At 34.3% G+C, this 22,468-nt stretch carries 21 protein-coding genes and 1 tRNA gene; 3 read left to right on the top strand and 19 right to left on the bottom strand.

Going from position 1 to position 22,468, the window contains the following annotated elements; translation table 11 throughout:
- Positions 1 to 206 precede the first annotated feature (206 nt).
- Positions 207 to 3,278, bottom strand: a complete 3,072-nt coding sequence (locus tag ACR1PN_RS09550) for a hypothetical protein (RefSeq protein ID WP_433979874.1) — start codon at positions 3,276 to 3,278, stop codon at positions 207 to 209.
- A gap of 343 nt (positions 3,279 to 3,621) precedes the next feature.
- Between ACR1PN_RS09550 and ACR1PN_RS09545 the strand changes: the two genes are divergently transcribed.
- Entirely contained in the window at positions 3,622 to 4,410 is a 789-nt protein-coding gene (locus ACR1PN_RS09545) for a carbohydrate binding domain-containing protein (protein WP_378183142.1), read from the top strand.
- 225 nt (positions 4,411 to 4,635) lie between these two features.
- A complete protein-coding gene (locus ACR1PN_RS09540; RefSeq protein ID WP_433979873.1) occupies positions 4,636 to 4,779 on the top strand; it encodes an IS1/IS1595 family N-terminal zinc-binding domain-containing protein in 144 nt (47 codons plus the stop codon).
- A 475-nt stretch (positions 4,780 to 5,254) separates the two neighbouring features.
- Here ACR1PN_RS09540 and ACR1PN_RS09535 read toward each other — a convergent pair whose 3' ends face one another.
- Together ACR1PN_RS09535 and pyrF are read right to left on the bottom strand one after the other, a co-directional pair.
- Positions 5,255 to 8,074, bottom strand: coding sequence for an aminopeptidase (locus ACR1PN_RS09535; RefSeq protein ID WP_433979847.1), 2,820 nt, complete (start codon positions 8,072 to 8,074; stop codon positions 5,255 to 5,257).
- Positions 8,075 to 8,232: 158 nt separating this feature from the next.
- Entirely contained in the window at positions 8,233 to 9,591 is a 1,359-nt protein-coding gene (pyrF, locus tag ACR1PN_RS09530) for an orotidine-5'-phosphate decarboxylase (protein WP_433979846.1), read from the bottom strand.
- A gap of 131 nt (positions 9,592 to 9,722) precedes the next feature.
- Here pyrF and ACR1PN_RS09525 point away from each other — a divergent pair, with 131 nt between their 5' ends.
- Positions 9,723 to 10,358, top strand: coding sequence for a hypothetical protein (locus ACR1PN_RS09525; protein WP_433979845.1), 636 nt, complete (start codon positions 9,723 to 9,725; stop codon positions 10,356 to 10,358).
- 38 nt (positions 10,359 to 10,396) lie between these two features.
- Here the strand turns inward: ACR1PN_RS09525 and ACR1PN_RS09520 are convergent, their stop codons facing one another.
- From ACR1PN_RS09520 to ACR1PN_RS09445, 16 genes are all read right to left on the bottom strand, one after another.
- Positions 10,397 to 10,741, bottom strand: coding sequence for a YkvA family protein (locus ACR1PN_RS09520; RefSeq protein ID WP_433979844.1), 345 nt, complete (start codon positions 10,739 to 10,741; stop codon positions 10,397 to 10,399).
- Positions 10,742 to 10,824: 83 nt separating this feature from the next.
- Entirely contained in the window at positions 10,825 to 11,364 is a 540-nt protein-coding gene (locus ACR1PN_RS09515; RefSeq protein WP_378183129.1) for a TlpA family protein disulfide reductase, read from the bottom strand.
- 10 nt (positions 11,365 to 11,374) lie between these two features.
- Entirely contained in the window at positions 11,375 to 11,938 is a 564-nt protein-coding gene (locus ACR1PN_RS09510) for a thioredoxin family protein (protein ID WP_433979843.1), read from the bottom strand.
- Positions 11,939 to 11,952: 14 nt separating this feature from the next.
- Entirely contained in the window at positions 11,953 to 13,023 is a 1,071-nt protein-coding gene (gene aroC / locus ACR1PN_RS09505) for a chorismate synthase (protein ID WP_433979842.1), read from the bottom strand.
- A gap of 51 nt (positions 13,024 to 13,074) precedes the next feature.
- Positions 13,075 to 14,709 carry an LIC_10190 family membrane protein gene (locus tag ACR1PN_RS09500; protein ID WP_433979841.1) on the bottom strand — a complete coding sequence of 545 codons (1,635 nt, stop codon included), beginning with the start codon at positions 14,707 to 14,709 and terminating at the stop codon, positions 13,075 to 13,077.
- Between the two features lie 54 nt (positions 14,710 to 14,763).
- The gene (locus ACR1PN_RS09495; protein WP_433979840.1) at positions 14,764 to 15,303 is read right to left on the bottom strand and encodes a glycine zipper domain-containing protein; all 540 of its coding nucleotides are present in this window, start codon (positions 15,301 to 15,303) and stop codon (positions 14,764 to 14,766) included.
- A 119-nt stretch (positions 15,304 to 15,422) separates the two neighbouring features.
- A complete protein-coding gene (locus ACR1PN_RS09490; RefSeq protein WP_433979839.1) occupies positions 15,423 to 16,295 on the bottom strand; it encodes an EamA family transporter in 873 nt (290 codons plus the stop codon).
- Positions 16,292 to 17,101 carry an alpha/beta hydrolase gene (locus ACR1PN_RS09485; RefSeq protein ID WP_433979838.1) on the bottom strand — a complete coding sequence of 270 codons (810 nt, stop codon included), beginning with the start codon at positions 17,099 to 17,101 and terminating at the stop codon, positions 16,292 to 16,294. Before ACR1PN_RS09485 ends, ACR1PN_RS09490 begins: the two co-directional genes overlap by 4 nt.
- A 74-nt stretch (positions 17,102 to 17,175) precedes the next feature.
- Entirely contained in the window at positions 17,176 to 17,466 is a 291-nt protein-coding gene (locus ACR1PN_RS09480) for a Crp/Fnr family transcriptional regulator (RefSeq protein WP_433979837.1), read from the bottom strand.
- Entirely contained in the window at positions 17,442 to 17,747 is a 306-nt protein-coding gene (locus tag ACR1PN_RS09475; protein ID WP_433979836.1) for a Crp/Fnr family transcriptional regulator, read from the bottom strand. The genes ACR1PN_RS09480 and ACR1PN_RS09475 overlap by 25 nt, the downstream gene beginning before the upstream one ends.
- Before the next feature lie 66 nt (positions 17,748 to 17,813).
- Positions 17,814 to 17,887 (bottom strand) — tRNA-Cys (locus ACR1PN_RS09470).
- Between the two features lie 48 nt (positions 17,888 to 17,935).
- Positions 17,936 to 18,433, bottom strand: a complete 498-nt coding sequence (locus tag ACR1PN_RS09465) for an RDD family protein (protein WP_433979835.1) — start codon at positions 18,431 to 18,433, stop codon at positions 17,936 to 17,938.
- A 21-nt stretch (positions 18,434 to 18,454) separates the two neighbouring features.
- The gene (locus ACR1PN_RS09460; RefSeq protein WP_433979834.1) at positions 18,455 to 19,813 is read right to left on the bottom strand and encodes a DUF4403 family protein; all 1,359 of its coding nucleotides are present in this window, start codon (positions 19,811 to 19,813) and stop codon (positions 18,455 to 18,457) included.
- Positions 19,814 to 19,838: 25 nt separating this feature from the next.
- Positions 19,839 to 20,225 (bottom strand): dihydroneopterin aldolase, encoded by a 387-nt coding sequence (gene folB / locus ACR1PN_RS09455; RefSeq protein WP_433979872.1) that lies wholly within the window; start codon positions 20,223 to 20,225, stop codon positions 19,839 to 19,841.
- Positions 20,219 to 21,532: a threonine synthase gene (gene thrC, locus ACR1PN_RS09450; protein ID WP_433979833.1), complete on the bottom strand. Its 1,314-nt coding sequence runs from the start codon at positions 21,530 to 21,532 to the stop codon at positions 20,219 to 20,221. The genes folB and thrC overlap by 7 nt, the downstream gene beginning before the upstream one ends.
- Positions 21,533 to 21,543: 11 nt before the next feature.
- Positions 21,544 to 22,467 carry a homoserine kinase gene (locus tag ACR1PN_RS09445; protein ID WP_433979832.1) on the bottom strand — a complete coding sequence of 308 codons (924 nt, stop codon included), beginning with the start codon at positions 22,465 to 22,467 and terminating at the stop codon, positions 21,544 to 21,546.
- Position 22,468: the final 1 nt, after the last annotated feature.

Below are 22,468 nucleotides of genomic sequence, written 5' to 3'. Positions count from 1 at the left end.
AAAATGTTTCGACATTTGTTCATTTTTGACTACAAGCCACTCTTTTGTAAGAGTGGTTTTTTGTTGCAGGAAACGAAAATGAAAACAAAAATTCTAATTCTGAGACCGCGTAATTAGCCCAGATTGAACGGCCTGTCTGAGCTCTTTTTGCATAAACGGACTTTGTGAGGTGCAAAAAAGCGAGTAGTGAAAGCTGGAAAAAGCTCCTAAAAACTGGCTTTCACCTGCATACTTCCGATGTGAATAGTTCTCTCGCCTGAATTTCTTCCTTCATAATTCAGATTCAATTGCAGGAATGAGTTGATGGCTTGCTGAATGAAAACACTCCAAACCTGGTTTTTCCCCGGTTTTAATCCGTCAAGCATCTGATTACCGACAATGCTGAAACTGTTTCCTATAAAATCGTTGTTGATAAACGAGAAATTCCCACGAATAGAAGTTTTCTTACGTTCCCATTGAATGGTTCCGGTAATATCGAAAGCCTTTAATAATTCTTCACCATCTTTTCTCTGTTTTTCACGATAAGCTGATGAAAATTCTGCCTGAATGGCATCGGTGAACTTGTAGGTTGCTTTTGGCTTGGTTTCAAAGTTATTCAGACGGTAATCTCTTGTTGCAAACAACTGTGATGAGTTTTGTAAATCGTGGACAGAATTTTCCCAGTCGATCCTGAATTCCTTATTGAACCAATATCCGATGTTCACAAAATGTGAGGTCTGATTGCGCTCTTCATTACTGAAATTGGCATTGATGAGGTTGTTGTTCTGTATAAAACGATAATTTCCGTTCCAACCGGATTTTTCGGTAGGATTAAACTGTGCCGACATCAGAATGTTCTGGTTTTTGAGAATCTGATCTTCACCTTTTTCAAAAGGATTCAATACCAGAACTTTATCTTTTTTGTAGAAAGAATTTTGAGAATTTAACGAAATATTGAAGTTCCAGCGCTTTAAAAATTTGTTTTCTGAGCTGAAAACAACCGATGGATTCACAAATAAAGCCAGCTGTAATTTATTTTTATTGGAAGGAATATATCGTACCGAATTGGTGTAAATCCTTATGTATTGCGCCAAATCTGAGTATTCAGCAATTTCGAATTCATCGAGCTGCTGAACGCCATCACCATTGTAATCGGTCCACTTGTAAACTCCCTGTCCGTCTGTAACTTTGATGTACTGGAATTCTCTCTGTGCTTCCTGTCCGTTTCCTAATTCATAAAAAGCTTGGAGACGCATTCCGTTTTTAAATAATTGCTGGTTATACAGAATGTTTCCGACCACGAAATCTTTATTCTGATTAACGTCTACATCATCGTTTTTATAAAAGAATTTTCTATAATGAAGAAGTGCGTTTAACGTTGTTTTTTCAGTTTTAATGATCTGACTTTCCGCCATGAAACCTAAGATCCTGTTCATATTCTGAAGACTGTTGTTGCGAACAGAGTCGTTGTCTCTTACATAGATTTTAGACAAAAGTTTCGTTCTTGTGCTGTCTCCGATTTTTTTCTGAACAAACAATTCTTTCCAGCTGAAACTCGTGACATCCATTAAGCCTGTGTCATTGTATTTTTTTTCGTTGTGTTCCATGCTTCCGCCGACTGCCCAGCTGCCTTTTTTGCCGGTGTATTCAGTTCCTGCTCCTCCACGGATGAATTTGGTGTCCTGAAGAAGAGCGTTCGTATTCAGGTAAGAAAAGTTTCCTTTGGTATTGAATTTTCCTTTAATCCAGCCAAAATCAAGATCGTTCTTTATTCCCTTATAAGAATCTCTTTCGTCGAGATAATTAATACGGTAATTTAGAGTCGATTTGTTATTCCATTTGTTTTGAAAACTGAAGATGAAGCGGTTTTGTGTTAAGCCATTAAATTCCTGGGCTAAGTTGAAATCCCGGGAAAATTCCACATCATTGATTCGGTCTAAAATATGGAATTGTCTGTCGATATATTGATATTCAAAACTTGGAGTACCTTTCCAGTTGTTTTTGGTAAAGGTTTTATTTCCAAAAATTCTTGCGGCATATCCTAAATTCTGATCTGAATCTTTTGAAGAAAACAAATTGATATCATAATTACTTAATGAAATGTCTGCACCAATTTTTCCGTCTTTTAAAGAGTATTCAGAATTTACAGTATACACTTGAGCTTTTTGAGGGGAAGGAAGCTTTCTTACGGCGCGATAATCACCAAGATTCGGGCCAACATATTCAAAAACACGCCCGTTGTTTGTTGTCTGACTCAACTTATAATCACCTAAGTTTGCCCCGAAATAGGTAAACGAAACCTGATATAAGGTTTGAGTAGCATCCGTAGAAAACTGGTAATAATTTCCGTTTGGTCCAGGAACAAGGCTATACAGAATTTTGTTGACATCATATTCTGCAACTACTCCCGATGGGGCATACATCAAATTGGCATCATTTCCGGCATCGGCTAAAATCTGCTCGTCTTCTTTGGACAAATTTAAAGCTAACGGAGCATTTTTATTATCATTCTCCATAAACCAGTTGAGGCCGACTCTGAATTTTTCTCTCTGATGTTCAAGCTTTCCGGTAAATAAATATCTGGAATAATTTCTGTTGGCATAATTAAAGGAAATCGTAATGAAATTTTGCTGAAATATCGGTCGGAAGCTGGTAAAGGTAACTTCTCCCGTATTATAATTAATTATATAATCCTGGTTTTCTCCACGCTTCATTAAAATACCGTCGATAAAGACCTGCTCAGAGCCAGAAATTAGTGTGATAAACTGTTCGCCGTTTTTCCCGGTTAAACGATAAGGTCCCTGATTTCCTTCAATCCCCTGAAAACGGATTCTGTGGAATTCACTTCGTGCAACACCTGCGGAAATATCTACGAACGTTTTATTATCCGTTCCGAATTGCGTCTGAAACTGCAGACCCATGCTTCGACGCTGATATTTTGCGAAATAAGTTTTGGAATCTACCAAATCCAGATGCCCTGCTCTAAGAATTGATTTATCCTTAATATTAAGCTGCATGTAAATTTTGTCGAATTCCTCCAAGGTTTGCGTATAACCGTCTGCCTGAATCGGTAAATTGTGATCGGAAATACTTGCTAAAACAGTCACGTCTTTCGAAAGTCTGCCCGAAATCTGAAGATCCATCGAGCTCTGAACCGATTGTCCCTGATTGTTACCAAAAGTAATCCCACGAATGATAGAACCTTTTGAATTGAGCTCTCCTAAAAATCTTTTGGTGTTATTTTTTGCCAGAACAGCTTCGTCTACAATGATACGATTTTGGGTTTTCACAAAATCCATGGTATCTTTTGCAAAAATATCCTGTCCGAATCTGAAAGCGAGAATGCTGTCTTTTTTTATCGCTAAAATACTGTCATTCTTTGTTGATGCAGAATCTTTCGGAATGTTGGGGTTCTTCCACGTGAAAATTTGAGCGTTATTCAAAGATAAGCCCAGGAAAAATAGGAAGAATATCAGAATAGAATTCCGCAAATGTTTAAAAAATAATTGGTAAAAATAGCTAAAAAATGTGAACGGTAGGGTTTTTAGCATTATTAACAGAAAATTAACCTGAATATTGTCCCAAATGGAAAATTAGCCTTATTTTTGCAATGTAAATTATTAATAATTAAAAAATTAAGTTATGAAAAAGATCTTTACAGTTTTAGGAATTGTTGCAGTTGCAGCTTCTGCGAATGCGCAGAATTTGATTACCAACCCTGGTTTTGAAAATGGTCTTACTAGTTGGACTGCAACTAATCCTGGTAGTGGCACTGCATACTATTTACCAACGCTGACAACGACTGCTCCACACAGTGGAACAAATTCGGTAGAATATACTGCTCCAACTGCTACTACAGGATTTGAACAAAATATACCAGTAACTGCAGGTGCTACTTATACAATATCTTTTTGGTATAAAGCTAGTGGTGATAATACTGATGCGAGAATTTGGGCAAATTACTTAGATTCTGCAGGTGCTGCAGTGTATCAAAATACTAATACGGCTTCTGATCCATTGAGAGGACCAAATAATGGTTATTTACCAACAAGTACAGCTTGGACACAACATTCTGTGACTGTAGTTGCTCCTGCAAATGTTGTTTCATTGAAATTACAGGTTAGAGCCTATAATAATGCTGCTGTTGTTGCGTTTGACGATTTTTCTGTAACTACAGGAACATTGGCAGTTGGAGAAGTATTACCTTCAAAATATAGAATAATTAAAAACACTTTCGTTAAAAATGACGAAATCACTTTCGGTGCTGATGCTAAGGATGTAAAAATTTATACTTTGACAGGTCAGTTGGTAAAAACTGCTTCTGTAAAAGCTAACGGAACTTTAAATGTTGCTGATTTGGCTGAAGGTAACTACATCGTTACAGGAACTGTAAACAATCAGGCAGTTTCTCAGAAAATCTTGAAAAACTAATTTCTTATTAGGATACAAATAGAAGCAGCTGTCGAAAGACAGCTGTTTTTTTATTTTGGATAATGTGCTTTAAAATGGTTTAATAGTCAAAAATAGTTGGTAAAAGTCTTTGTATTGCTGATTGCTACTGATGATATAGAAAGTTTATTGAACTTTGTTTCAATAAACTTTTTTTATGGCTGGAAATTCAAAAAAAATCGTTGTTGGAGTTGCAGAAGTCTGGATGTGATTTCATGGGGAAAGCAAAATGGAAAACGCAGATTTAAATGTAAAAATTGTGGTATTTATTTTACTTCCGAAAATATCTGTAAGCTTAAAAAACAAAGAAATTTGGTTCAAAAAATGGATTGTCGAAAAACAGACTTATGAGCAGATTTTAACAGAATCCGGATATTCGGTTAGTACTCTTCAGCGGTATTTTAACGTGATGCTTGGGAAAGCTCCAAGGCTAAGTTACAGCCAGAACAAGGAGGTTTAAAGGTTTTTTTAGCCATAAAGCTGTTTCAATAATTTACACAAAAAAGGATGGTTTTTACCATCCTTTAAACTATTGTGTACAGCACTGACTGTATTGCTGGCAAGTTGCTCCTCAGCATTGCTTGCTTCCTCTTCCAATCAGTCGCCAAATATTACGAATTATTTTTGTGAAAAACACCAACTATTTTTGACCACATTACCTTTAAAATTATTAATGATTTTAGATAATTACCTCAATGGATGAATGGTTAAGAAAGTCTAAAAATCTTCCAATTAATTAAAATTAATGTCAATTAAATTATATTATTATCAATAGTAATGTATTTTAAACGAAATTTCAAAACTATTTTTGAAGATTAAACATATTCTAATACCACCCCCTTCTCGCTGCATTTATAATCGTACTCAGATTCAACACCAAAGTATATCTTATCCTTTTTCCGTAATCTTTAAAGCCAGGCTCAAATCCTAACGATGACTGAACGGGAAGGAAAATTTCAAGAAAATCAGGAATCACACGAACTTTTACACCGCTGTCCCAGATAAACTGCGTGGGATTGTTTTTGTTCTTATACAAACCGGCATCAGCATAAACATGGAAAATTTTCCAAACACTTGAATCTACGTTAAAAGAAGTGATCCATTGGTTGGCTGTTCCCGGAATAAAAGATTTAAAACCACCATCAGCTAAAACATATTGTTGAGACAAAACACCGCTGGTTGCACTCTGCCCTAAAAGATTATACGAGAAAGAATAATCGGAAACTCTCGAAATTCCGTAGTCGAAAGTGTTGTTTCTTGTTTCGTTTCTGGCAAAATACCCTGCAAAAAGCCTTAAGCTAAGTTTTTGTCTTGGGGCAAATTCCCATCTGTAAAAACCTTCAGCCGTAATTTTATTATAATCCTCCATTCCCTGTGTGCTCAGACTGAAGCTTTTTTCGTGAATCATCTGATTGTCAGAATATCCGTAACCGGCTGTCCAGATATTGTATTTGCCATAATCGTTGGCAAGAATCATTTTTTGGCTCAGGTCTCGTTCGAAATAGCTGTATGTAAAACTCAAACCTCTGCTTACCGTACTTCTCGGGTTTTTTCTGAAGCTGATACTTACCGCAAGAGATGTTTTCTGATACGATAAATCGTAATCGTAGTGAAAATAAGATCCTGAAACACCGAACATCAACCTCTGAATAATACTTTCAGCAGGCAAAAAAGAGTAGGAGACTGCTCCGGAGCCTGTCATTTTCTGCGTTCCTGTGCTGTAATATGGCGTTAATGAATACAGGAATTTCTGGTCAAAAAGCGATTGGTTCTTAAAATTCATCCCGATCAGGAATTTATCATACGTATTTGAGAAACGTATTCTCGGGTTCAGATAAATTTCATTGAATTCAGGATTAGGAATGTCTTTAATAAGTTTAAACCTGATTTTTTTGGCATTTGAAAAAAGCCCTTTTGTGTAAAGAAAATTATCTCTGTAATTAGATTCCGGGAAAATATAACCGTTGTTTAATGTGATTTTGTAAACATCTTCTGATGGAAGACTTACCGTTTTTAATTTCTCGTTTGCGTCGGTTTCTATCCAGTAAGAAGTTTTTGCACCTTCTTTGGTTTCTGTTTCCAGTTTTACGGGAATGGCCTTGTCTGTATTTTTTACAATTTTAATATTGAGGGAATCGTTTTTGATTCTGAAGTTTTTAAGCTTAAAGTTGATTCTGTTTTTCTGTCTTAAAAATCCATTTAAATATGAAGTCGAAGCATCTTCTTTGTTAAGCCGATTCAAAAAATCTTCAGGTGTCATTTGCTTATCGTTATTTTCAGCAATATAACTTTTCAATATGTTATTGAATTTCTCTTCGCCTATTTCATCGGCAGAATAGCTGAAAAGAGTTCCTGTCTCAAAGCTGCTGATCGCCATATCGTTGAAATTGCTAAGGCGCGAAAAAGGTTCGTCAATCTTCTGATCAAGATTCTGAGACATGATGTATTGATACGCTAAACCATATCGGTCCAGTAATTTTACTCTCGAAGCATGAAACCATTTCAAAGGTTTTAGCCCTAAAATATTGGTTTCGGGAAGGCTGCCCAACAGTTTTTTATCGTTGTAGAATTTTTTCAGATATTGAATTTCGAGATAAGATTTCAGCCCGTTTTTAAACCAGTGATTATCTTCTTTATCTGTGATAATGCTTTCGTCAAGAATCTTTTTTGATATAATTCCGAAATAATCAAGATCCGTATTTTCTGCATCGGAAAACAATTTAAACCTGAATTTCCAGAATCTGATATCGTTATTGCCGAAAAAATCTTCTTTAGCCTTAAATTTTTCGGAAATAAACATTCTTTCAGGTATAGAACCCAATCTGTCTTTGATGAATCTTAGCTGTAAAGGAAGATAAAACTCTAGGTTCTGAATTTCCTGTGGCGTGATGTGGTAACCAAATTTTATTTCAGTTTTAATATCATCCGAATTAATAGTTATTGTCGGGAAACTATTTTTAGAAATAATAAATTCAGGATCAGAATCTGAATATCCTTTAAATGAGTTAGTCTGAATCTGCTGCAGATTACTTTGTACAAAAGAGTTACCTGAAGTTTCAAAATCTACCGACCAATAGGTGTTGAAATTAACAGATTCTTCAGTGTCGAGATACTCTCTGCCATGATTGTTGTCAGGATCGAAATGATCCGGAACGATGAAGAAATATTTTAAAGTTGCTTCTTGTACGGAAGTGCCATAACCTGTAAACTTTTTGGCAGGAAGCTGTATTTTGTAGTATAGCTGCAGCGTAACGCTTTTTCCGGGTGCTAAACTTTCGCTTAAATTAAGATATAGGTTTTCATCAGAAATATTATTGACAGGAATTTTTTTGTCTTGAGAGTTTTTAATATTCAATTCTAATACTTTCCCCAGCTCATTTTGCTTTGCAAAATGGAGACTGTTGTTGCGGTCTTCAAGTTTTCTGTACACCAAAGAAGTTCCTCTTTTATTGTAAGCAGAAATCCAGTTGAGAAGCTTGATGGTGTTTAAATCTTTATCAGAATGATTATGGTACACAATTTCCTGACTTACTTCAAGAATTTTATTATCCTGGGATAATTTAGCTTTAATAGAAATACTATCTTTTTGTGCAGAAACCTGTACAACTCCCCATATCAAAAAAATACCGATGCAAAACTTTTTCAAAATACCTATAAAAGCTTCAAATATAACTTATTTTGGGTTTAATTATTATGATTTTTTAGTTAAGATTTATCAAAAAACAATAATATTTCCACTGTTTTTAAATAAAAATTGCTCCCGATGAACGAGAGCAATATATTAAGTATAAATTTCATTCTGTTTTAAAGAGAAGCCAGATAAGCATTCCAGCCTTCATTTTTATAATTGATAGCAGCTTCTCCAGGATTTTCAGATTTGTAAATTCCCCTTCCGACAATAATAAAATCGGTGTGAAGTGTTTTGAAAACATGTTCCGGAGTATTGTATTGCTGACCTTTTCCGTCACCAGAATCTGCTAAGTTTACTCCAGGCGTAAATAATAATACTTCTTCTGGAAGCGCATTTTGAGAAACCCCACCGATTACGTTCGGGTGAGATAAAGCTATTTTTAAGGCCTCTTCTCTGTAAGAGTTTGTCGTTAAAGTTCCTTTAGAAGACATTCCGATAATGGCAACAACACCTACATTTGTGAAGCAGTCTAAAGATTCAAAACCGCCAATCACCTGAGAGGTCACAAAATCTGCCCACTCTGTAATTTTGAAAATTCCGCTTGTGAACTGTAATTCCTGGGTGTTTCCGATGTCTGCGAATTTCCGGTCTTCCATTAATAAAAACTTATGTTTTGAAGCTATTTCTTTTAATGGAATAATCGTTTTCTGGTAATCGAAATCTGAAATAATATCGATATGTGTTTTTAAAGCAATAATATGTGGACCTACTTTTTCTGCCAGATTCAGCAATTCCTGAGTTGTCGTTACATCAGCAGAAGCAATGAGATTAGATTCTTTCGCCAAAGCAATCTCTAATAATTTTTTTGAAACAGAATGTTGTGCATTCTCAAATTTTTCCTGGTAAGAAAGTCTTTTCTTTTCTTCAAACTGGATATGATTTCCCTGTAAAAAATCCTGAATTCTCTTTACTTCTTCATTGCTCAATTCTCCTTCTTCCTGCAGAATAGTACAAACTTCTGAAATATTAAATAAAGTGTGAACTCTGAAACCTTTACTTTCCAAAAGCTGTTTTCCGCCCTGTTCTCTATCCAGAACGACAACAATATCGGCAACTTTCAGATCTTCCTGTTCCACTTCAGCGATGGTTTCGATCAGCGATTTGCCGGAAGTAATCACATCTTCTACCAAAAGACAGTTTTGGCCTTTCTGGTAAATTCCTTCGATCATTTTTTTAGTGCCGTATTCTTTTGCCTCTTTTCTTTTGATAATTAATGGAATATAGCTTTCCAAAGACATTGCAGTTGCCATCGGAAGTGCAGCATAAGGAACTCCGCAGATCAGATCAAAATTATCTAAAGGAAGCATTTCCAGCAAATAGTTGGCAAGATTTTTTAAGATTTTAGGATCTGACGCTAAAGGTCTTAAATCTACGTAAAACGGACTTTCAATCCCGCTTTTTAATGTAAATCTTCCGAATTTGATGATGCCCAGTTTGTAACACTCCAAAAAGAATTCTTTCTTACTTTCCATTATTTTTTATTAGATGTGCAAATTTAAGGATTTGTCTTCAGGCTTGGAAATTTAATGCCAAAATACATGATTATGTGGAAGAATATTTTATTTATTTTTAATTTCATTAAAATTGGTTATAAAATTTCTGCATGAAAAACCTGATTGTTTTTAGAGTTGATTTTAAACTTTTTATGTATTTAGCAATTGCATTTATTTTTACAACAGCTTTGGGAACTGTTTTGCACGAGTATGGTCACTTCATTGCTGCTGAATTTTTAGGAATAAGTGCCAAAATACATTATGGTTTTACAAGTTTCGTAATTGACGAGAATTATAGAAATCTTTCTAAATGGGATCGATTTTTAATTACAGTTGGAGGTCCATTACAAACCATTTTTACCGGAATTTTAGGATTGATTTTATTACATATATCAAAAAGAAATTCTGAGACTCAAGTTTTAAATTTTAAATCTTGGATTTATGTTTTTATGTCTCTTTTTTGGCTGAGACAGAGTGCTAATTTTGTAATGTGGATGATTGGATATCTCTTAAAGAATCGTATCTCCACAAATTCGGATGAAGTAAAATTGGCAGTTTATCTTAAAATGCCTTTATGGTTTTTTATGTCATTAAGCGGTGTTATAGGATTTGCTGTAACACTTTTAGTAATTTTTAAATATATTCCAATCAATCAGAGATTTACATTTATTGTTTCAGGGTTTGTAGGAGGAATATTAGGCTACATTATTTGGTTGGAATTATTAGGACAGATTTTAATGCCTTAGTTTGTTCATAAAAAAACATCCCCGAAAGGATGTTTATGCTATTTAACAATATCTGCGTCTATAATTTTTGTAGTTTCTGAACTGTATTTTCGTTCAGCTTCCCAAAGCAGGAATTTATCAACTTCCCTGATCAGCTTCGGAATGGCTAATGATAAAACGGCCAAATCATCTAATACTCCCGCAACCACAATAAAGTCCGGAATAATATCGATTGGCGAAATGACGTAGAGAAGACCAACTAAAGGCAAAATAAGATCCACAGATTTTACAGGATAAGCACCTTTTCTCCACATATTTACCATTCTGAAAATATCGGGGATTTTTTTTACGAAGCCTTTGTGGGCAATTGCCTCTTTGGCAAGATTGAGTTTTGAATATTTCATTTTTGTGTTTGTTTTTAAAATAATTTTCAACTCTGTAAATTTCGCAAAATTTATACCAACTCAATCTAAATTTTAGTTAAAGTTTATTTAACAATATTATCAATGAACTGATGGATAGATTCTGCGTCCCAGTCAGTTGCAGCATCCTCCTTAATTAAGATTCTTCCGTTCTGGTCTAAAAGAAACGTTGTGGGGAACGCTTTCGGAAGTATTTTTTCGGAGATTGGGCTTTGTGCAATATATACAGGAACCGTATAATTGTTTTCCTTCAAAAAGGCTCTTACTTTTTCCTCCTCATCTTTCATGGCAATCAGAACAAAATCAATGTGACCTTTTCTTCTTTCATACAATCTTTGAATAGATGGCCATTCTTTTCGGCACGGAGGACACCATGTTCCCCAAAAATTCAGAAAAACAGGTTTGTTTTTAAAGTTTTTCAGATTGGTACTTGGCACGTTGATTCCCTGTAAGTCTACATCATAATCATCCTGGCTGATGTGTACTGCATTTTCTATCGTTGCAACAGGGAAAAATTGATCTTTTAGAAAGTTTCTTATTCCCGGTACTAAAAAAACACATCCTAAAACGATAAGAATAATAATCGGTGTAACCAGTTTTTTCATATTCACTATTTTACAATAATTCTAAAATCTCCTGAATAGCATCTCTCCCTCTGTTTCTTGAGTAATATACCTGCAAGTCGTTGTAAAAACTTTCTCGTGGATATTCTTCAGGATTTGCTTTAAATTTTAATAATAATTCATGACCGAATTTCGGACGGGGTCCCCAGGAATGCTTTACATTAAAGTTTTCATCCAAGATAATTACTTTAGGAATAGATTCGGTTCCGTTTGTTAAAAACTGATTGATCAGGCTTTTATCACTGTCTCTCAGAAAAATTTTCACTTCGTTTTGACCTTCAAAAAATTTCACTAAGGCCGGAACAGTGGCACTTGCATCACCACACCAAGCTTCAGAAATTATTAATATTTTCCCGCTGAAGTTTTTAGATTTAAGTTCACTAAGCTGTTCTTCGTCGATTACAAATTTTTTCAGAGTTCGATCCATTCTCTGAATTCCTAGTTCGTAATACATTTTATATTCAGCATCATGCGGAGTCGCAGGATTTTCAAGTCTTTCATGCGCAATCTGAAGATATTCTTCAAATGAAATTGCTTTATCCCAGTAATTTTTCATTACCAATATTTTTATTAAAAATTATTAATATTTCTCGTTTTATTAATCAGAAATAAATCTGCCAAAACAAATGCCGCCAAACTCTCTACCACAGGAACGGCTCTGGGAACTACACAAGGATCGTGTCTTCCTTTTCCTTCCACAGTTACTGCGTTTCCATCTTTGTCTACACTTTCCTGAGGTCTTAGAATAGTAGCAACAGGTTTGAAGGCCACCCGAAAGTAAATATCCATTCCGTTAGAAATTCCGCCCTGAATTCCACCTGAAAGGTTAGATTTTGTAGAAAAATCGGTATTGAATTGGTCGTTATGTTCACTTCCTGTCATTTTTGCACCGCAAAATCCGCTTCCATATTCAAAACCTTTGCAGGCATTAATGTTGAGCATTGCTTTCGCTAATTCAGCCTGAAGTTTAGAAAAAACAGGTTCGCCAATTCCTACAGGAACATTTTTGATGACGCAAGTGATTGTTCCGCCGATTGTGTTTCCTTCTTTTTTAATTTCTTTAATTTTAGAAATCATTTTTCCGGCAGTTTCAGCATCTGGACAACGGACTTCATTGCTTTCTGTTTTAGAAAAATCTAAATCCTGATAAGGTTTTACACAGAAAATTTCGCCAACAGAAGAAACGTAAGCGTTGATTTCAATATCTTTTAAAAATTGTTTTGCTAAAGCTCCCGCAACAACCCAATTGATGGTTTCTCTTGCGGAAGATTTTCCGCCGCCACGATAATCTCTGATGCCAAATTTTTGGTCGTATGTAAAATCTGCATGACTCGGACGATAAGAATTGGCAATATGATCGTAGTCTTTTGACTTCTGATTTTCATTTTCAATCATAAAACCAATCGGTGTTCCCGTGGTTTTTCCCTCGAAAATTCCTGAAAGAAATTTTACTGTATCGCCTTCTTTTCTCTGTGTAACGATTGCAGACTGACCTGGTTTTCTACGGTCTAGTTCGTATTGAATTTTTTCAAAGTCTACCTCCAGACCTGCCGGAAAATTATTGATGATTCCGCCGTACGCTACGCCATGACTCTCGCCAAAAGTTGTAAGGCTGAGAAGATTACCTAAAGTATTGAACATAGTACAAAATTACCGTTTTTTATTCAGATAATAAAGTCTTTGGAAATGGCTTTATTGATAGTTCTTTTTGATGAATTCGATGGTTTTATCTAATTCTTTTTTCTCTGTTGCATTAAGTTTTTTCCAGATAAAGCCTTTTTTTAAATCGTTTTTGTCAACAGGTTGAGGAAATATTCCCAGTTTTTGATAATCCAAAACATAGCTTTCGGAAATTGCAGGAAGAGGCGTGTCAAAACTAAAAGGGTACTGTTTTGAAATATTAAAATTCAAATCACCTACTTTATAAGATTTATACTGGTTGTATTCATAGTTGGATGGTTTTAAAAGCTGTTTCTTTTCAAATTGGCTCATAAATTTTCCTACATTAAAACTTGGAATAAACTGCTGGAGAAGATTTGGAAAAGAGAAAATTATAACGGCACCCACTATCATCAATGAAGAAAATAGAATTGAATTTTTCTTTTTTAAATGTTTATAAAGCGCAACAAAAAATATCACGAAAAAAACATCGATGAAAAATCGGTATTGCGCAGAAAAAAGAAGTATTAAAACACTTTTAATTAAAATAGAAATACAAATTAAGCTGATGGTTTTATTTCTTTTAATGATCGAAAATACAATGAAGCCGATTAAACTTACAATAAATAAAATGTTGATAATTGATTTTATTCCTTTTAAAAATAGCCAGTTTTTAATATGATCAAACCACGAAAACTTTAAAATTTCCTCATAAGTATATTGCTCATCATACATTTTTACCAATGCAAATTCTGAAGAAGCCTTTAAATGTTCGGGATTGGCTATCCATGGAATCCCTAAGTCAAAAACAGCAATTGGAAAAACAGGATAACCGAATGTCCAAAGATTTTTTGTGATGAATAAAAGAAAAACCAGAGCGCCAAAAACTAATTTTTTATAATCAAATTTAGAAATGAAGATAGAGTAGAGCAGAATAAAAATCGGTAACCAGATGACCGTTGGTTTTATAGCAAAAGTAAATACTGAAAGTGCCAATAAAAAAGAAAGGTGTTTGTTCCCCGATAAAATTTCATTCAAAATAATTAAAGAAAATACAATGACCGGTAAGTCAGGACTTGGAGATTGCACAAAAACTAATAAAACCGGAAGGAATATTAACTGAATCCAGCTTTTGTTTTCGATGATATAAAGTGCATAAACGATCAGTAATATTGAATTTAGCTTAAAAAACGGGTCTGAAAAATTAGTAAACCCTGCCTGGAAAATATGCCACACCGACATTTGCCCCAAAATCAGATCAAGGTTCGAAATGCCTTTTACCAAGCCGTATTCCGTAAGCCATTTTATAGTAGGAATATAATATCCGAAATGGTCTAAAATAAAGGGGTAAAAAGAACCACAAAATGCGATGACGACTACTGAAATCACAAAAAGAACAGAATCTTTTTTTGAAAGCTTATAAAAATCTAAATAGAGCTTATTTTTGAAAAAATAAAATAGTCCAATTAACACTGTCGGAATTTCAACGTACAGATTAAGAGGAGTAAAGAACGATAACAAAGTAAAAATTATTCCTAAGGAAAATATTCCTGTCAATATTTTTCCTGAAAGTCCTTTTAAATTGTGCCCCCAAATATTTTCCAGCAATTTCCCCCAACCGAGTAAAGTCGAAATCAAAAGCGCGGAGGAAAATAAAATTAACAGCATAAAAAAAGATTGCCTAAAAATAAGCAATCTTTCATGTTTTTGAAAATATTTAATTTATTTAGGCTGTACACGACCGCTTTTTCTATCCTGCGCTCTACCTAAAGTATATCCTGTTGCACCACCAATGATACCACCTACAACGGCACCACCACCACGGTTTTTCTTATTAACAATCGCTCCTAAAGCTGCACCACTCACTACACCAATCGCCGTACCTTTTGCTGCTTCACTAATTCCTTTTTTCTGAGCAGTTGTACCTTGCGAAGAACTACCTGATGAAGAAGATCCTCCGCTGTTGGAAGCTGGTGCATCTCTATAAATAGTTTTTGTTTCTCTAATAACCTGAGGTTTTGCAACAGCTGCGGTTTTTGCTTTTTCTTTTTCTACCTCAGCGATACTGTCGGCTTTCTTCTGCGCTTCGTAGGCAAATCTTTCTCGCTCTATCGCTAATTTTTGCTTTTCAATTTCAAGCTGTCTCACCTGAAATTCCATTTTTTGTTGTTCTAATGTTTTCTCTGCAACCTTATTGTCATCCTTCTTACAGGCGCTCAGCGTAAATACTGAAATTAAACCTGCTAAAACTATATTTTTCATAACTCAAATTTTTCTAATTATTACAGCAGTATAGCGCTTATGATAATTCACTTTCAATTATGAAGCCAAGTTTTAGTTAAAAGAATGTTAAAATCCTCAAATGACTATGAATAAAGGCTTTAAATACCCAGGTTTTTATTAATAGTAACAACAGCAAATAGAATAATTGCAACACCAATCCATTGAATTAGGTTAATCGATTCATTCAGAATGATAATTGCTGATAATATTGAAACGGGAATTTCCAGGCTTGCAATAATATTTGCCAGTGCAATTCCTGTCTTCGGAATTCCTTTAGTGAAAAGAAGCGGTGGCAGAATGGTTCCGAAAACGGCAATCAAGATTCCCCAGGGTAAAGCTTCTAGACTGATATCTCTAATAATATTGAAGTTCCAGAATAATGTAATCAGAATTAATCCGCCTAAAACAAGATACTGGCTTCTTACAGAGCTTTTAATCTGAGATTCAATATTGCTGGAAGCGAAAATTGCAATACTGTAAGACACACCGGCGCTGAAACCTAACAAAATTCCACGGAAATCGAGGGTAACAGCCTGGTTAAAGAGGTCGGTCGCCAAAAATGTTCCAATCAAAGCTATAATAACGCTGATGATTTTCAAAAATGAAGGTTTCGTTTTAGTAACAAAAATTTCAATAATTAAGCTTATCCAGATCGATTGCATTAGTAAAATAATCCCTAAAGAAACCGGAATATATTGAATTGACAGATAATATAATGTTGTTGTCAATCCTAAAGCAATTCCCCAGATTATCAATTTGATTTTTGATGAGGTTTTGATTTTTTCTGTTGTCTCGGAATTCTTTTTCAAAAGATTCAATAAAAATAAAAACAGAAAGCCCACAAAAAACTGCAGAAATGTAAGTGCGCTGGTTTTAATTCCTAAGTCATTGGCATACTTTACAATGGTTGCTAAAACTCCGTAGCTACACGCACCTATTGCAACATATAAAATTGATTTAAAGTCTTTCATTTCTGGAAATAATTTTCGAAAAGGGCCAATTGATGAGATAAAGCTTTGCCCCAGTATTCCGTGTCGTGTTCTCCTGAAGATTCGGTGTAATAATGCTCAACTTTTTTGTCAGTCAGTATTTTGTGGAAATTTTGGTTCATTTCAATCATCTGGTCATCTTCTGTACCACAGTCGAAAATGTAATATTGACCAGCGCTTTTCATTTTATCAGCTCTATTATTGACAAAATATTCAGGAGATAAGTTTTCAAATTTCCCGAGAGCATCTTCGACCTGATAGCTTTTATAGTTTTCTCCGAAATAAGTGAAATCCAAAGCTCCACAAGTACTTCCGACAATTGAAAAGTTTTGGATAAAATTTAATCCTATATTTAATGCGCCAAATCCTCCCATACTCCATCCAAGAATTCCACGGCTTTTTCTGTCTTTGATGGTTGGGAAATGAGAATCGATATAATCGACCAATTCTTTTCCGATGAATGTTGAATACTGATGTTTTTCATTCACAGGACTATCAACATACCAACTATTGAAACTTCCGTCAGGTAAAATATAAATGGTCTGAAACTGTTCCGATTTTTTAATCAAATCCGGAATATCCTGCTTGTAAGTTCTAGCTGGATTTCCGCTATAACCGTGAAGAATGTAGACCGTTTTGTAGTGTTTTCCTTTTTTAATTTCCGGAGTGATAATAATGGTTTCGATGTCTTTTTTCATTTTCGGGCTGTAAATTTTTTGAGACACAATTTTCTGGGCAGAAAAAGACAGCGAAATGAATGTGAGAATGATTATGAATGTTGTTTTCATCTTGATTGATTTAAAATTACAAAGCAAAACTCGCCTGTAAAAAGATGAAAAACATTTACATATGTTGATGGAAATTAAAAATTTAATTCTTTACGGATTCTGCTTAATTGTGTTGGAGTGATTCCGAGGTAAGATGCAATCTGATGTTGTTTTAATCGATAGAAAAGCTTCTGATTCTCATAAAGTTCTATATAGCGCTGCTTTGCGGATTCTGATTTGAGATTGATTTCTAAAGGTTCTTTTTTTACCACCCAATTTTTCTCCAGATAAGCAATTTGAAACAGCGCCAAATCGTGATGCTCAGCAACCAGTTTTCGGAATGCACTCGCAGAATAAACAATCACTTCCGAATCTTCCAGCGCCACAATAGAAATGCACTAGGGCTTTGCTGAATAATGGAGGAGGTTGAAGCGCAAAAACTATTTTCTTCGAAAAATAATTTATAAATAATATTACCGTTTTCATCAATCGTATAATAACCTAGCAATCCTGATTTGACGAAGTAATAATATCGCGCAACATCTCCGGATCTTAAAATAATCTCATTTTTTTTGAAAAATTTCACAGAGAAAATTTCGCGCAAAGCTGCAGTTGTTTTAAGAGATAGATGATGATAAATATTTATTTGATTGATAAGTTCGTCCATTTAAAATTGACATTAAATAATAGATCAAAATTAAAATAAAAAAAGCTTTCCTGAAAAAGGAAAGCTTGGAGGTGCCTAGCGGATTCGAACCGCTGTAGATGGTGTTGCAGACCACTGCCTAGCCGCTCGGCCAAAGCACCGTTTAGAGTGGTGCAAATATACTGAAATTTCTATTTTCACCAAATTTTTCAGGCAATTTCTTTAATTCCGATGTTGTCGATTTCGCTTTTGGTCTGTTTTTCAGCTTGATAGTTTTTGTAATTAATCACCCTTGTATCTGTCATGCTGTCATGCCATCCGTCAGTTCCAAAAAATGTAAAAGATTCAAACGGAATTATTCTGTAAAGACTTCTTGATAGATATTGTTTTCTCGTTGGTCTAGTTCCGTCTATACTGATTACTTTTGTACCGGTAATATATTTGCCCGGAGTTTTTCCGTCTGAATAATATTCCCAGAGATAAAAGTAAATAAATGCAATAATTGCACCTACAAAAATATCCCAAAGAAACCCACCATTATTAAAAAAGAAAAAGAAGTTATTGTAAGTAAGGTTGTAGATTATAGTTGATATTATTGCTAAAATGATATGAATGATTGCAAGAATTATCATATCTATTAGATTATTGACGAATCTCAATGCCAAAGAGGCTTTATGCCTGTCGACAATCTTTAAATATTTTCTCATGGTTATGTTTTTTAGTTTTTATTAAAAGCCTTTTAAGGTAAGTTTCAAATTGGCATTAGTATCGATTACAGCGGTAATTCCAAAATCATTTAAAAGTATTTTTGATGGTTTTAAATTAAATACTTTTCCGGATATTTTTAAACCTTTATAATATTCTTTATTAAAAGCTTCTTCAACACTTTTTTTAGAAGAAGTTTCCAGTTCGTTTGTCGGAATGCCATATTCATCTTCAATCATCTTTACTATTTTTCCTTTGAAAAGTGAAGTTGCCAGTTTTTGAAGAATATTGGAAGTTTTAAGCTTGAATTTTGTATCTGAAAGCACAATCTTTTTCTTTGTCTCATCATAAACAGGAATTCCCGAAATAAATGCCGTTCCATTTACGTAACCTTCTGTATCTGCTTCAATCATGATGCGGTTTGTTTCTCCGTAGACTTTAATGTCCGTGATTTTTACCTTTGAATTTCTGATATCAAATTCCTTATTTAAAAATGTTTTCTTTGCAATGTTTGTTGCTTCAGAAAAAGGAATATTTGCTGTGGTCTGTAAAAGAAATTTATCAGCCAGAAGCGGAATAAAATTGAAATTCATCACCGTTTTTACAGGTTGTGACGCTTCGGGTTTTGTCCCTGTAAATGTTTCAGAGAAAATATCGATTCCGATGTTGGTATCGATTTGATTTCCGTAGAATTTTAGCGGGGTGATATTAACGTTCATGGGCGTAATTTTCAGCCAGGTATTGTACTCTTCCGAAATATTGAACGGCTGTGAAAATGCATTCCACGCTAAAACGGCGTATTGCTGAAAGTTGAGCTGTGAAGCCATTTGCTCATCAATGGTCTTGCAGAATTTATATTGTTGGTCTTTTAAACTTGATTCGACAAGTGATGTGATCGGAATTTTTATTTTACCGAAATCCAAAACAGGCTTAGTTACCCATTTAAAACCCATTGGCTGTGTAAAAGTACTTACAGACCAGTTATTTTTAAAACTTAAAGCCGTTTTGAAATACATCACCGTTTCAAAGGTGGTTTCCTGATACGTGTACAAACCAAGCGTTCCGATTCCTTTTTCAGCCCAGATTTTTAGCGGAACTTCAATGAGGATATTTTGATTAGCATCTCCCACTAAACGTATCGGACGGGTTTTCCAGACTTTTACTTTAAACTGATCATTATCATTATCGGTATAAGAATCATCCTGAAAAACAAGATATTTCACAGAAGAATTCACCAGATTGCTGATTTCCGATAACGGAATTGTCACCGGCATTGTAATGCTCGATTTTATTTTAGGAAAGTTATAAACCGGTAGGCTATTTTCGGTTTGAGCAAAAATATTGAATGAAAGAAATACGAATAGAAAACTTAAAATTCTCACATGAATGTTTTTTTGAAAAGTGAAATTAGTTATTTTCTGCTGAACCACCCAACAAAAAACTTTTTTCAAGTTCAATACTTGCACCTTTCATTTCGCCCTTCATAGGCGGGCTGGTTTTGGTAATTTTTAATCTGATGTAAGAAATCTGCTCAAAACTTTCATGGATTTTAGCAATAATTCTTCCGGCAACATGCTCCAGAAGTTTAGAATTGATTTTCATTTCGTTATGAATAATATCGTTGATGTCTGCATAACTGATGGTGTCGTTCAAATTGTCAGATTCAGCGGCATTCCACAAATCTGTATGAATTTCTGCATTTAAAATATAATATGTCCCGATAATGTTTTCTTCCGGTAAGACACCGTGATAAGCGTAAATTTTTACGTCTTCAAGATATATTTTGCTCATAATTTGCTAATTTTATTAAGCAAAAATCGTTTTAATTCTGCAAAATCCGGTTGTATTTCGATGCTTTTTTTCTCCTTTTTCATTAATTTTTCTAAAGACACAGGAAGATTAATTGTAATTTGAGTAGCCTTTTTCACTGCATCCGGAAATTTTATAGGATGGGCTGTTCCTAAAATAAAACCTTTTTTACCCGGATTTTCTTTCAAATACTGTTCCATTGCTGCGTAAGCAACTGCGCTGTGAGGTTCGAGTAAATAATTATATTTTTCATAAACTTTTGTAATGGTCTGTAAAGTTTCTTTATCATTGATGGAATAGCCTGAAATTTTGTTTTTTAATTCATTGAACTGATTTCCGAAAAGCTCAAGAATTCTCACAAAATTACTCGGATTTCCAACATCCATTGCATTAGAAAGAGTTGCAATCGTCTCTTTTAATTCAAGTTTTTCCGTCCTCAAATATTGAGGAACGACATCATTTTCATTACAAGCCGCAATAAAATGTTCAACAGGAAGTCCTCTGAAATCGGTTAAAATTCCTGCACAAAGATTCCCGAAGTTTCCACTTGGAGCACAAATAACAGGATTTTCTTTTTCCAATTTCTGCCATTGTTTTAAAGCTAACAAATAATAAATCTGTTGAGGAAGCCATCTTGCTATGTTAATGGAATTCGCCGAAGTCAGAAAAAATGTTGAATTTATGTCGTCATCTGCAAATGCTTGTTTTACTAAATTTTGACAATCATCAAAACTGCCGTCAACTTCTAAAGCTGAAATATTTTCACCCAAAGCAGTCAATTGTTTTTCCTGAACTTCACTTACCCGATTTTTAGGATACAATATAACAACATTAACGTTTTCTGTTTTATAAAACCCATTAGCAACCGCGCCTCCTGTATCGCCGGAAGTCGCTACCAAAACTGTAACTTTTTTATTTTTATCCTTCAAAAAATAAGAAAGACAGCGACTCATAAATCTTGCACCTACATCTTTAAAAGCTAAAGTTGGTCCATGAAAAAGTTCTAAGGAATAGATATTTTCATTAATTTTTTTCAATGGAATTTCAAAGTTGATTGTTTCAGAAACAATTTGTTTTAAAACATCTGACGGAGTGTCATCCCCGACAAAATCTATCATGCATTGAAAAGCAATTTCTTCATTGGAATATTGTTGTAAATTTTTAATAAATTCTGGATCAAATCGCGGAATATTTTCAGGGAAAAATAAACCTTTTTCTTTTCCTTGTCCTTTTATAGTAGCTGTTTTAAAATCAACAACTTCTTCTTTATCTTTTAAATTATAATACTTCATTTGTTTGATTTTTAATCTTCAATAATTCTGATTCCCAACGGATTTATTTTTGAAACGTATACAAAACTCTCAATATCGATTTCATTATAAATATATTTCATCATTTCTGCGATTTTGTTTGAAATCTTTTCTTTTTCAGAAAGCATAAAAATCGAAGGCCCAGAACCTGAAATTCCTCCACCCAAAGCTCCCAATTCCAAACTTTTTTCTTTTATTTCGTTAAATCTCGGTATTAAAATACTTCTTACAGGCTCTACAATAACATCATTTAAACTTCTACTAATTAAGCCAAAATCATTTTTTTGAATTCCGGCAACCAATCCTGCAATATTTCCCCATTGTTCAATCGCATCTTTCAAAAGAATATTTTTCTTCAAAATTTGTCTTGCATCGGAAGTTTTTACTTCAACTTGTGGATGAACTGCCGTAACAAATAAATCAGGAGTATTCAATGGAATAATATCAATCGGATTTGAAGATTTAACTAAAGTTATTCCGCTAAAAATGCAAGGTGCAATATTATCTGCATGTTTCACTCCGGAAGCCAGTTCTTCCCCAAACATGGCAAAATGAACGAGTTCTTCTTTAGTGAAAATGTTTCCTAATAATTCATTCGCTCCAACAGCGGCTCCAGCCGCACTTGCCGCACTAGAACCCAATCCGCTTCCCGGTTTTATCTTTTTATTAATGATCACTTCAAAACCATTTTTCAAATTTAAATGCTCTTGAATTTTCAATAAAACAACTCCGGCAACGTTTTTTGAGGGTTCTTCCGGCAATCCGAAATTGTCTTTATGTTTAATGATAATTTCAGGAGTTTCTAATAATTTTAATTCCATTTCATCAAACGGTTCATGGATAGCCATTCCCAAAATGTCGAACCCGCAAACCAAATTGGCAACTGTTGCAGGAACTTGTAATTTTACTTTTTTCATA

Origin of the sequence: Chryseobacterium sp. RLHN22, assembly GCF_051011795.1 — a bacterium.
GTDB classification, from domain to species: Bacteria; Bacteroidota; Bacteroidia; order Flavobacteriales; family Weeksellaceae; genus Chryseobacterium; species Chryseobacterium zhengzhouense.
The sequence above is the reverse complement of the archived record's forward strand: the minus strand, read 5'-3'. Positions and strand labels throughout refer to the sequence as shown.